Genomic DNA, 12,447 nt, shown 5'->3' with positions numbered 1-12,447 from the left:
GCCTATGTTTGGTGGAAAAGGCGGTCTGGGTAACCTGATGAAGCAGGCCCAGCAGATGCAAGAAAAAATGCAGCAGATGCAGGAAGAAGTGGCCAAGCTGGAAGTGACCGGTGAATCCGGTGCAGGTCTGGTAAAAGTGACCATCAACGGCGCGCACAACTGCCGTCGCGTTGAAATTGACCCAAGCCTGCTGGAAGACGACAAAGACATGCTGGAAGATCTGGTGGCTGCTGCATTCAACGATGCCGCTCGCCGCATTGAAGAGACCCAGAAAGAAAAAATGGCTTCTGTCTCTTCCGGTATGCAACTGCCGCCAGGCTTTAAGATGCCGTTCTGATGCAAACCAGTCCGCTGTTAACTCAGCTGATGGAAGCGCTGCGCTGCCTGCCGGGTGTTGGCCCGAAGTCGGCGCAGCGTATGGCGTTTACCCTGCTGCAGCGTGACCGCAGCGGCGGGATGCGCCTTGCGCAGGCACTGACGCGCGCGATGTCGGAAATCGGCCACTGCGCCGATTGCCGCACCTTCACCGAGCAGGAAGTGTGCAATATTTGCAGCAACCCGCGACGTAAAGAAAACGGCCAGATCTGCGTTGTAGAGAGCCCGGCGGATATCTACGCCATCGAGCAGACCGGGCAATTTTCCGGTCGTTATTTCGTATTGATGGGCCACCTGTCGCCGCTCGATGGTATCGGGCCGGATGATATCGGGCTCGATCGTCTGGAACAGCGTCTGCGTGACGAATCGATGCAGGAAGTGATCCTCGCCACCAACCCTACGGTTGAAGGCGAGGCCACTGCGAACTATATCGCCGAGCTTTGCGCGCAGTATGGCGTAGACGCGAGCCGTATTGCCCATGGCGTACCGGTTGGTGGCGAGCTGGAAATGGTTGACGGCACTACGCTGTCCCACTCTCTCGCCGGGCGGCATAAGATTCGTTTTTAATCAAACGGAGGCGCTTTTCAGGGCCTCCGCTTGAAAATTTCCCTCTCTGTCCCCATCTCACACTCAACGGTTTTTTTACCATTAACAATGGCATTGTTGAGGTTGATTTAGATGAAAGGACAAGAAACTCGTGGTTTTCAGTCAGAAGTAAAACAGCTTCTGCACCTGATGATCCATTCTCTTTATTCCAATAAAGAAATTTTCCTGCGTGAACTGATTTCCAACGCCTCCGATGCGGCTGATAAGCTGCGCTTTCGCGCGCTGTCCCAGCCGGATCTGTATGAAGGCGACGGCGAGTTGCGCGTGCGCGTTTCATTTGATAAAGACAACCGCACCCTGACCATCGCCGATAACGGAATCGGTATGAACCGTGATGAAGTTATCGATCACCTGGGGACGATTGCGAAATCCGGAACCAAATCATTCCTTGAATCAATGGGCTCCGATCAGGCGAAAGACAGTCAGCTGATCGGCCAGTTCGGCGTAGGCTTCTATTCGGCGTTTATTGTCGCTGACAAAGTCACCGTGCGTACCCGCGCGGCGGGCGATAGCGCCGAAAACGGCGTATTCTGGGAATCTGCTGGTGAAGGCGATTATACGGTTGCCGACATCACTAAAGCCGATCGCGGAACGGAGATCACGCTGCACCTGCGCGAAGGTGAGGACGATTTCCTCAACGACTGGCGCGTGCGTTCGATCATCAGCAAATACTCTGATCACATTGCGCTGCCGGTTGAGATTGAAAAGCAGGAAGAGGTTGACGGTGAAACCGTTATCTCCTGGGAGAAAATTAACAAAGCTCAGGCGCTGTGGACCCGCAATAAGTCGGAAATTAAAGACGACGAATACAACGAATTCTATAAGCACATTGCTCATGACTACAGCGATCCGTTGACCTGGAGCCACAACCGCGTAGAAGGTAAGCAGGAGTACACCAGCCTGCTGTATATCCCGTCGCAGGCGCCCTGGGATATGTGGAATCGCGATCACAAACACGGTTTGAAGCTGTATGTGCAGCGTGTCTTCATTATGGATGACGCCGAGCAGTTTATGCCGAATTACCTGCGCTTTGTGCGCGGCCTTGTAGATTCCAGCGATCTGCCGCTGAACGTATCGCGTGAAATTCTCCAGGATAGCAGCGTAACCCGCAACCTGCGCACGGCGTTGAGTAAGCGCGCTCTGCAAATGCTGGAAAAACTGGCGAAAGACGACGCAGAAAAATATCAGACCTTCTGGCAGCAGTTTGGCCTGGCGCTGAAAGAAGGCCCGGCGGAAGACAACGCCAACCTGCAGACTATCGCCAAACTGCTGCGCTTCGCCAGCACGCATACCGATTCCGCTGCGCAGACCGTGTCGCTGGAAGAGTACGTATCGCGCATGAAAGAAGGGCAGGAGAAGATTTATTACATCACTGCTGACAGCTACGCCGCTGCGAAGAGCAGCCCGCATCTGGAACTGCTGCGTAAGAAAGGCATCGAAGTTCTGCTGCTTTCCGATCGCATCGACGAGTGGATGATGAGCTATCTGACCGAGTTCGACGGTAAACCGTTCCAGTCGGTCGCGAAAGCTGATGAGTCGCTGGATAAGCTGACGGATGAAGTGGATGAAACCACCAAAGAAGCCGAGAAGGCGCTGGAGCCGTTCGTTGAGCGAGCGAAAACGCTGCTGGGCGATCGAGTGAAAGAAGTCCGTCTGACCCATCGTCTGACCGATACACCCGCTATCGTTACGACTGATGCAGATGAAATGAGTACCCAGATGGCGAAACTGTTTGCCGCTGCGGGCCAGGCTGCGCCGGAAGTGAAATATATCTTTGAACTGAACCCGGTCCACCCGCTGGTGAAACGCGCGGCGGACACTCAGGACGATGCTCAGTTCGGCGAGTGGGTTGAGTTGCTTCTCGATCAGGCACTGCTGGCTGAGCGTGGGACGCTGGAAGATCCTAACCAGTTTATCCGCCGTATGAACCAGCTGCTGGCGTCGTAATCTTTACCTTCACCCTGACCCTCACCCTTCGGGGTGAGGGCCTCCAGGCACACTCTACGTAAAATATCTCACCATTAACCGTTTCAGCCGCCCCGCCTTCCTTGAGCCATCCGCGTTCTGGTGGTATGGTTTAGCGCTTTTTGAAGAATTGAATCAACTTTTGAGGGGATTTTCGTAATGCGTATTATTCTGCTTGGCGCTCCGGGCGCGGGTAAAGGAACTCAGGCTCAGTTCATCATGGAGAAATACGGTATTCCGCAAATCTCCACCGGCGACATGCTGCGTGCCGCGGTGAAATCTGGCTCCGAGCTGGGCAAACAAGCAAAAGACATCATGGATGCCGGTAAGCTGGTGACCGACGAACTGGTTATCGCCCTGGTCAAAGAGCGTATTACTCAGGAAGATTGCCGTAACGGCTTCCTGTTGGATGGCTTCCCGCGCACTATTCCGCAGGCTGACGCGATGAAAGAAGCAGGCATCGCCGTTGATTACGTTCTGGAATTTGACGTTCCCGACGAGCTGATCGTTGACCGTATTATCGGTCGCCGCGTCCACGCCGCCTCCGGCCGCGTTTACCACATTAAATTTAATCCGCCGAAAGTTGAAGGCAAAGACGACGTGACCGGCGAAGAGCTGACCACCCGTAAAGACGATCAGGAAGAGACCGTGCGTAAGCGTCTGGTTGAGTATCATCAGATGACGGCTCCGCTGATCGGCTACTATCAGAAAGAAGCCGAAGCGGGCAACACCCAATACGCTAAAGTCGACGGCACCAAAGCGGTGGCTGACGTTCGCGTAGAACTGGAAAAAATCCTCGGTTAATCCAGCCCGTTCTCATCCTGCAACTGCGGGATGAGAATTCCTCTCATATTACCTTTTTCTATGATTGGTTCCGTTTAGCGCCATTTCAGCTACAATTGTCAGCGATTCAAATGGTTAAGAGGCGGTAATGCATCAGACGAAAACAGGTATCTTATTAGCCAATTTAGGCACCCCCGATGCGCCCACGCCCGATGCGGTAAAGCGCTATCTGCGACAATTTCTTAGCGACAAGCGGGTGGTGGATACCTCTCGTCTGTTGTGGTGGCCACTGCTGCGCGGTGTGATACTGCCTCTGCGCGCGCCCCGAGTAGCCAAACTCTATCAGTCTATCTGGATGGAAGAGGGGTCGCCGCTGATGGTCTACAGTCGTCAGCAGCAGAAGGCGCTGGCAGAACGCCTTCCAGATACGCCCGTTGCGCTGGGGATGAGCTATGGCTCGCCGTCGCTGGAAAGCGCAGTGGATGAACTCATGGAGCAGGGCGTTGAGCATATTGTAGTGCTCCCGCTCTATCCGCAGTACTCCTGCTCCACCGTGGCAGCCGTGTGGGATGAACTGGCGCGTATTCTTGCCAAAAAGCGCGCAATCCCGGGCATCTCCTTTATTCGCGATTATGCCGATGATGTGGACTATATTCACGCGCTGGCCGCCAGCGTGCGCGCTTCGTTTGCGGTGCATGGTGAGCCTGATTTACTTCTGCTCTCTTATCATGGGATCCCGCAGCGTTATGCCCATGAAGGGGATAGCTATCCCCAGCGCTGTCGCGACACTACACGTGAGCTGGTTTCGGCTCTGGGGCTCCCTCCGGACCGCGTGATGATGACTTTTCAGTCGCGCTTTGGCCGCGAACCCTGGCTGACACCCTACACCGATGAAACGTTGAAAATGCTTGGTGAGAAGGGCGTGAAGCATGTTCAGGTTATCTGCCCGGGCTTTTCCGCTGATTGTCTGGAAACGTTGGAAGAGATAGCGGTACAGAACCGGGAATTTTTCCTTGAAGCCGGTGGGCAGCAATATGAATATATTCCTGCACTTAACGCGGACTCCGCGCATATCGAAATGATGGTTAACCTGACAGCAACCTATCGCTGATCGCGCCTGTCGCGGGGAGTATGCTACTATTTCCCGCTTGTTCACTGTCCATAAACCATCACTATGAAATTTCCCGGTAAACGCAAGTCTAAACACTACTTTCCCGTCAACGCTCGCGATCCGCTGCTGCAACAAATTCAGCCAGAAAATGAGTCTAACGTCGCCTGGGTGGTCGGTATCGATCAAACGCTGGTGGATATCGAGGCGAAAGTGGATGAGTCGTTTATCGTACGCTACGGTCTGAGCGCCGGTCATTCGCTGGTGATTGAGGATGATGTTGCTGAGGCGCTGTATCAGGAACTGGTACGTAATGACCTGATCACCCATCAGTTTGCCGGTGGCACCATTGGTAATACCATGCACAATTACTCGGTGTTGGCGGATGACCGCTCGGTTTTGCTTGGCGTCATGTGCAGCAATATAGAAATTGGTAGCTACGCCTATCGCTATTTATGTAATACCTCCAGCCGAACCGATTTGAACTACCTGCAAGGCGTAGAGGGCGCGATTGGCCGCTGCTTTACGCTGATTAGCGATTCCGGCGAGCGGACCTTTGCGATTAGTCCCGGCCATATGAATAAGCTGCGTCCGGAAAGTATCCCGGAAGCCGTTATTGCCGGAGCATCCGCACTGGTACTGACCTCCTATCTTGTGCGCTGCAAACCGGGCGAGCCGATGCCGGACGCCACGATGAAAGCCATCGAATATGCGAAAAAGCATGACGTGCCGGTGGTCCTGACGCTGGGAACCAAATACGTCATCGCTGATAACCCGCAGTGGTGGCAGACGTTCCTTAAGGAGCACGTATCTATTCTGGCGATGAACGAAGAGGAAGCTGAAGCGCTGACGGGCATTGGCGATCCGCTTCTGGCATCGGATAAGGCGCTGGAGTGGGTTGATCTCGTGCTATGCACCGCCGGGCCTGCCGGGCTTTATATGGCGAGTTTTACTGAGGAAGAGGCTAAGCGTAAAACCCAGCATCCGCTGCTGCCGGGAGCGATTGCCGAGTTTAACCAGTTTGAGTTCAGCCGCGCGATGCGCCATCAGGATTGCGTGAATCCTCTGCGTATTTATTCACATATCGCACCCTATATGGGCGGGCCGGAGAAGATCATGAATACCAACGGCGCGGGCGACGGTGCGCTGGCGGCGCTGCTGCATGATATCACCGCCAACAACTATCATCGCAATAACGTGCCGAACTCCAGTAAGCACAAGTGCAAGTGGCTGACCTATTCATCGCTGGCCCAGGTATGCAAATACGCAAACCGCGTGAGTTATCAGGTGCTGAATCAGCACTCGCCGCGCCTGACCCGCGGCCTGCCGGAGCGTGAAGACAGCCTGGAAGAGGCCTACTGGGAGCGTTAATTCCGGGCAAGATGTAAAGACGTCTCTCCCCGGAAAGTGCTTCGATGCCGGTTCCGGGGGGTTAAAAATATTCTATTTCATAACTGATAATGCCGAGAATTGGCCCGAGCTTTGTGGGCTGGCCATCAGTTTTCCATACTCTGAATATGTAATACATATCAATTTTTTCAGGGGATGCTGGAAGGGTGTAGCTCTTTCCGGTGCTCTGGTTAAAACCGATCATGTCGGCGGGATAACCCACATCCTGGTTGCTATAGATATACATCGAAAAGTTCTGTGGGCCATTTTTATCCATATTGATTAATCTGCCTCCGCTATCAAGCGTGCCTGAGGTAATAAATCGCGGGCGGACATTTTGTATCTCTGCAGTTGCCTGGCAATGGGCGAGTCGGATAAAAAAACGGACGTCACCTGTCTGATTAGTGGTTTGCTGATCGCCATCGATAAAAACATGGGAGCTAAATTCAAAATCAATATCCCTGCTGGGAACGCCGCTGCCGCCGTCATCGGGATCGATGACTACCCCTTCGACCTTACAGGTACTGTTAATAATATTACCTTCTACATTAATGCTACCATCGGCAGCCCATGCAGTGATGGAAAATAAGGTGAATACCATCATCGTTATTTGAACTATGCTTAACATAATGTGAACCTTTTATTATCAGACTTTATGCTTCGTATCCGCGGGTATTAAAAGTAGATAACTTCATAGTTCAGTACGCTCTGTACGGGGCCGGGAGTAACGGCCTGAGAGGGATCCAGTTTTTGATACGAAGCGCTATATTTCATTGTCAGGTAACTTCCGTGGATATTCCATGATGTGCCGGTTCTGTAGCGGGGAGTTGCATTGCTGCTCTCAGCGGGGCCATTCACTTTCACCCGTGCTCCTGAATCATGGCTGATCTGGATGCCAACGTTGGTAGCGCCGTTGGCTGCGGTATTCAGCAAAACGCCGTCACTGTTGGTTGCATCGGACGTCATACTGACTTTCACGTTGTCGAGATTAACTAATTCCGTCCATTGGCACGAAATATAGATATTAAACTGCACGCTACCGCTAAGGGTGCTGGTTGAGACTGCGGGTAGCGGAATGGTGAGGTTGCGTAACCCCTTATAAACTTCCGGCGTGTCAGCGTTAATCATGCAGGCACCGGCATACAGTGTACTTCTGAATATCATGGTGCCATCAGCGGCTTGAGAAATACCCGGCCACACTAGCAATGCAAATGTGCCGCTCCAGAGCTTAAATCGGGTATATGTCATGGTATATTCCTTTTATGCAACATGTTAGAGATACTCGATCTCATAATTAACAATACCAAGAATCGGCCCGCCTTTGGTCGGTAAACTTCCGGTTTTATAGGGTGAAAAACGATAGTTGAGATTAACGTTACCTGGCGAGGTTGGCAGGGGCGTTGCGGGGCCTGAGCTTTCGTTAAACTTAATTTTTGTAAAGCTACCATCTGTATATTTATCAATGTACATTGATATATTCTGCGGCCCGGCTTTATCCATATTAATCAACATACCTTTGCCATCCAGTTTCCCTGATGTGGTAAATCTGGGGCGAACATTCTGCCATGCTACCGTAGCGGCGCAGTTAGATAGTTTGATACTGAAAGGGATTCCGGTGACGAAATAGGTTGTTGTCTCATCACCATCGAAAGAAATATGTGAGCCAAATTCAATGACCATATCTCTGGCTGGTATATTATTGCCACCATATGGAGGAATGACAACTACTCCTTCAACAATACAGGTTTCATTAACAATGTTTCCTGCAACATTAAACGAACCATCAACAGAGTGCGCTGGGGATATTAATAACGATGTCATGAGGCCGATGGTCATTATTCCTCGACCTGCTAACTTTAACATTTTCTTCATTATGGTTAACTCTCTGCAGGTTAAAAATAGATGACTTCGTAATTCAGCATGCTTTCTACTGGGCCAGCATTCACTTCTTGCATCTCGTTCAGTTTTTGATAAGAAGCGATGTATTCGGTTTGAAGCGAACTGTATGAACTACTGTAATGGGGTGCCACAGCGCTACGTTCTCCCGGTGCGTTGATTTTTATCGGTACTCCTGTTGCTGTAGCAATCCTGATACCTATATTGGATGCTCCGTTTGCTGCGGTATTTAGTAAAATACCATTTTCATTTGCCGAGTCGGAGGTAAAGCGGATTTTTACGTTATCGAGATTAATCTGTTCGGAGTAACAGTTGACGTTGATGATGAACGACACGCTGCCGTTAAGGTTGCTGGCCGAAACTGCAGGCATGGCTAAACTGATGTCATTTAGCATTGTTGCCGGAGTACTGTGAGTGTTAGCGTGTACCTTGCAAGCACCGATTGTTAATGTGCTTTTGAATATTATTGTTCCATCGATGGCATGAGTATTAGCGGATAGCATAATAAAACTTATTATGCTGCTCCATAGCATATTTTTACACGTCATTATTATGGCTTCCATTAATATAAAAAATAGATGTCTCTAGAGATTAATGGAAAATTGTTTTGTAGTAAACAAAATAAGGTGGTTAATGAGGTTGTTTATTTTGACTTTTTATGACGGTTTTATTATAGGTATGAATTGTTATGGGTTGTGTTTAAATTAACGGGTAATAACGGGTGGTAAATAATTTGGAGTGTTTTTTGATATTTGAAAATAATTAGTCATTAACGGGAGCCGACACTTTGTCGATATCGGCTCCGCTTCAGTCTTATCCCGTGGTCACTTCCAGTGGCGCTGGTGGTGTTTCCAGCAGTTTTATCATTGCGCGGGCAATTTCACGCTCGCCCATCACCACCTGATTCGCGCCGCGTTCAATAATGTATTCCACTTCATCGTCATAGTGGGCGCGGGCGATGATTTCGATATTTGGGCACTTCTCGCGTGCCGAAGCCACGATTTCCCCGGCTTCATAGCCGTTAGGTATGGTCAGCAACAGCCAGCGGGCGCAGTCCAGATGCGCCAAGTTCATAATTTCTTCGTTGGCGGCATTACCTAATACCGCGCGAATGCCCCTCGCACGCAGCTCGTCTACGCGGGTACGCGATGTTTCGATGACCACCAGCGGCACGCCCTGGGCCATCAGTTTTTCGCCAAGCAGGCTGCCGACGCGACCGAAACCCACCAGCAGCGCATGGTTGCAAATATCGACGGGGATCTGTTTCTCTTCTTCAAGCACCTCTTCCAGAGTCTGATCGTCCAGCGTCTCCGTTTTATCGAGGTATTTTTCCAGTAGGGTAAACAGCACCGGGTTGAGCATGATTGAGATTATCGCCCCGGCGAGCACCAGATTTTGCCCGGCCTGCGGCAGCAGATTCAGCGCCATTCCCAGACCCGCAAGGATAAGGGCGAATTCGCCGATTTGCGCCAGGCTGGCGGCAATCGTTAGCGCGGTGCGCGGTGAGTGCCCAAACATCCTTACCAGGAAGAAAGCGGCAGCCGATTTACCGAAAATAATGATTGCCAGCGTAGCCAGTACCGCCAGCGGCTGCTCCAGCAGAATCATCGGGTCAAACAGCATACCCACAGAAACGAAGAACAGAACGGCGAACGCATCGCGCAGCGGCAGCGTATCGTGGGCTGCGCGATGGCTCAGTTCGGATTCATTCAGCACCATACCGGCGAAGAATGCGCCCAAGGCGAAGGAGACGTCAAACAGCTCAACCGCGCCGAAGGCGATACCGAGCGCCAGCGCCAGTACCGACAGCGTAAACAGCTCGCGTGAGCCGGTGGCGGCGCTGCGTGACATAATCCACGGCACCAGGCGGCGGCCGACCAGCATCATAATTGCAATAAAGGCGACGACTTTACCGATGGTAATGCCCATATCGAGGGCCAGGGAGGCCAGACCAACGTCGCCTTTCTCCGCCATACCTGCGACGGCCGGCAGCAGAACCAGCGTCAGCACCATCACCAGATCTTCAACAATCAGCCAGCCGATGGCGATTTGTCCCCGCTGGCTATCAATAAGCTGTCGTTCTTCCAACGCGCGCAGCAGCACCACGGTACTGGCGGTAGAAAGACACAAACCAAAAACAATGCCGGTCATCAGCGACCAGCCAAGCATTGCCGAGAGCGCCATACCCAGCAGCGTCGCCACAGCTATCTGGGCGATGGCGCCGGGAATAGCGATGGCCTTTACCGCCATTAAATCTTTTAAGGAGAAGTGCAGACCCACGCCGAACATCAGCAGGATCACGCCAAGCTCGGCCAGTTCAGGCGCCAGCTTGGTATCAGCAACGAAGCCAGGGGTAAAAGGTCCGGCCAGCACGCCCGCTAATAAATATCCCACCAGAGGAGAAATACGTAGCTTATTGGCAATCATGCCGAGAATAAAGGCGAGCACAAGGCCGCCGACAATGGTGGTGATTAGCGGTGTTGCGTGGTGCATTCCGTCTCCTTGCAGTGGTGAGCTGATCCATTTTCGGCATATACCCGTCATACTTCAATTTGCATGGGCGTTGGCTTTGTTACTCGGCTCATCCATGAGCCTCGCCCTTACGGGCCACCGCGATACAGTGTTCAAATCTGTTCCTGACAGATTTGTCGCTCACCCCAGTCACTTACGGAAGTCAAGCTCCTGGGGATTCCCTGCGTCGCCGCGTTACTCGGCCTACGGGCCAGCGCAAGCACTGTTCAAGGCACAAGCGCCTTGTCCTGCAACTTGAATTATTTAGGGTATAAAAACCAAAAAACCGAGTAATAGTTTATGACAGTTTCAGCGGTTTTGTTTATGAATAATTGTTGAATTTTGCAGAAAAATGGAATTAATCCGCAAAAAAGCACGGACAGCAAAATGGCAGAAGATAATGCGGGATGATGCTGATTGGGTAAGGGGTTGCGGCAGCCAAGGTTTCACTTTGGCTGCCGGATATTCACGATTTTTGGTGGTTATTAGGAAGAAATATCGTCAGGATGCCGAGAAGAGGCAGGAAAGCACAGATTTTATAGACCAGGTCGATACTGGTATGGTCAGCTAACAGCCCCAGTACCGCAGCTCCGAGTCCGCCCATGCCAAAGGCAAAACCAAAGAACAAACCAGAAACCATGCCAATACGGCCCGGCAGTAGCTCCTGTGCGTAGACCAAAATGGCGGAAAAGGCCGATGCGAGGATAAAACCAATGATCACCGTCAAAATACCGGTCCATTCTAATGTGGCGTAGGGTAAAACAAGGGTAAACGGTGCGACGCCAAGGATAGAGCCCCAAATAACATATTTACGCCCGATCTTATCGCCAACAGGCCCGCCAATCACCGTTCCTGCCGCTACCGCAAAAAGGAAAGCAAACAGGTGGAATTGCGCATTTTGCACCGATAATCCGAATTTTTGCATCAGATAAAAGGTGTAATAGCTGCTGATGCTCGCCATATAGAAGTATTTAGAGAAAATCAGCATTAACAGGATGCTAACTGCAAGAATCACTTTGTTTTTCGGCAACGGATTAATAATTACCGGTTTTGGTTTACCTTTGTTCATACGATGCTGGGCGGCATACCAGCGACTAATTCGCGCCAGCACCACGATGGCCAGCAGCGCAGCCAGCACAAACCAGCCTACATTACCTTTGCCATACGGGGCGATAATGAGAGCGGCGAGTAACGGCCCTAATGAGCTACCAAAATTACCGCCAACCTGGAATATTGACTGCGCCAGGCCGTGGCGTCCGCCCGAGGCCATTCGCGCAACGCGCGAAGATTCCGGGTGAAACACCGATGAGCCGGTACCCACTAGCGCAGCGGCCAGCAGAACCATTCCGAAGCTTCCGGAGATCGCCAGCAGGACCAGACCGCAAAGCGTAAAGCACATGCCAATGGGCAGCGACCACGGCATCGGGTGCTTGTCGGTCAGATAGCCAACCACCGGCTGCAAAAGTGACGATGCCAGCTGGAAGGTGAGGGTGATCATCCCAATCTGTACGAAGGACAGGGAAAACTCGGCCTGTAGAAGCGGGTAGATAGCCAGGATGAGCGACTGGATCATATCGTTTAGCAAATGAGAGAGGCTGATGGCCCCCAGAATGCGAAACGAGGTGCGTGCTTTTTGCGGCGCAGCAGCGGGGCCGGATAAGGGTTGTGCGGTCTGATTCATTGCCATAGGTTCACTTAAGTGTTTTTTATAGAGGATGCAGGTGGAATTATTATCCGCCTAACATACCTGCCCCTAAGGTTTGAATAAAGTCTCATTTCTGAAAACAAAGTTGTCTAATTCACCAACTCGCTAT

General features: G+C 51.7%; 12 protein-coding genes. 6 read left to right on the top strand and 6 right to left on the bottom strand.

Annotated features, from left to right (window positions below):
- Positions 1 to 4 precede the first annotated feature (4 nt).
- From DA718_RS21840 to DA718_RS21815, 6 genes are all read left to right on the top strand, one after another.
- Positions 5 to 337, top strand: coding sequence for a YbaB/EbfC family nucleoid-associated protein (locus DA718_RS21840; protein ID WP_110273692.1), 333 nt, complete (start codon positions 5 to 7; stop codon positions 335 to 337).
- Positions 337 to 942, top strand: coding sequence for a recombination mediator RecR (gene recR / locus DA718_RS21835; RefSeq protein ID WP_004129946.1), 606 nt, complete (start codon positions 337 to 339; stop codon positions 940 to 942). Before DA718_RS21840 ends, recR begins: the two co-directional genes overlap by 1 nt.
- 111 nt (positions 943 to 1,053) lie before the next feature.
- The gene (gene htpG / locus DA718_RS21830; RefSeq protein ID WP_112214181.1) at positions 1,054 to 2,928 is read left to right on the top strand and encodes a molecular chaperone HtpG; all 1,875 of its coding nucleotides are present in this window, start codon (positions 1,054 to 1,056) and stop codon (positions 2,926 to 2,928) included.
- Positions 2,929 to 3,105: 177 nt separating this feature from the next.
- Entirely contained in the window at positions 3,106 to 3,750 is a 645-nt protein-coding gene (adk, locus tag DA718_RS21825; RefSeq protein ID WP_009653605.1) for an adenylate kinase, read from the top strand.
- A gap of 127 nt (positions 3,751 to 3,877) precedes the next feature.
- A complete protein-coding gene (hemH, locus tag DA718_RS21820) occupies positions 3,878 to 4,840 on the top strand; it encodes a ferrochelatase (protein WP_112214182.1) in 963 nt (320 codons plus the stop codon).
- A 63-nt stretch (positions 4,841 to 4,903) separates the two neighbouring features.
- Positions 4,904 to 6,208 carry an inosine/guanosine kinase gene (locus DA718_RS21815; protein WP_112214183.1) on the top strand — a complete coding sequence of 435 codons (1,305 nt, stop codon included), beginning with the start codon at positions 4,904 to 4,906 and terminating at the stop codon, positions 6,206 to 6,208.
- 61 nt (positions 6,209 to 6,269) lie between these two features.
- Here DA718_RS21815 and DA718_RS21810 read toward each other — a convergent pair whose 3' ends face one another.
- The 6 genes from DA718_RS21810 to DA718_RS21785 all read right to left on the bottom strand — a co-directional run bounded on the left by DA718_RS21810 (position 6,270) and on the right by DA718_RS21785 (position 12,320).
- A complete protein-coding gene (locus DA718_RS21810; RefSeq protein ID WP_130624396.1) occupies positions 6,270 to 6,854 on the bottom strand; it encodes a fimbrial protein in 585 nt (194 codons plus the stop codon).
- 47 nt (positions 6,855 to 6,901) lie between these two features.
- Positions 6,902 to 7,474 (bottom strand): fimbrial protein, encoded by a 573-nt coding sequence (locus tag DA718_RS21805; protein WP_112214185.1) that lies wholly within the window; start codon positions 7,472 to 7,474, stop codon positions 6,902 to 6,904.
- 24 nt (positions 7,475 to 7,498) lie between these two features.
- Positions 7,499 to 8,098 carry a fimbrial protein gene (locus DA718_RS21800; protein ID WP_130624395.1) on the bottom strand — a complete coding sequence of 200 codons (600 nt, stop codon included), beginning with the start codon at positions 8,096 to 8,098 and terminating at the stop codon, positions 7,499 to 7,501.
- Between the two features lie 20 nt (positions 8,099 to 8,118).
- Entirely contained in the window at positions 8,119 to 8,670 is a 552-nt protein-coding gene (locus DA718_RS21795; protein WP_167492814.1) for a fimbrial protein, read from the bottom strand.
- Positions 8,671 to 8,935: 265 nt separating this feature from the next.
- A complete protein-coding gene (ybaL, locus tag DA718_RS21790; RefSeq protein ID WP_112214188.1) occupies positions 8,936 to 10,615 on the bottom strand; it encodes a YbaL family putative K(+) efflux transporter in 1,680 nt (559 codons plus the stop codon).
- A 484-nt stretch (positions 10,616 to 11,099) separates the two neighbouring features.
- Positions 11,100 to 12,320, bottom strand: coding sequence for an MFS transporter (locus DA718_RS21785; RefSeq protein ID WP_112214189.1), 1,221 nt, complete (start codon positions 12,318 to 12,320; stop codon positions 11,100 to 11,102).
- Positions 12,321 to 12,447 lie beyond the last annotated feature (127 nt).

Origin of the sequence: Klebsiella huaxiensis (assembly GCF_003261575.2) — a bacterium.
In the GTDB taxonomy this organism is placed as follows: Bacteria; Pseudomonadota; Gammaproteobacteria; order Enterobacterales; family Enterobacteriaceae; genus Klebsiella; species Klebsiella huaxiensis.
The sequence above is the reverse complement of the archived record's forward strand: the minus strand, read 5'-3'. Positions and strand labels throughout refer to the sequence as shown.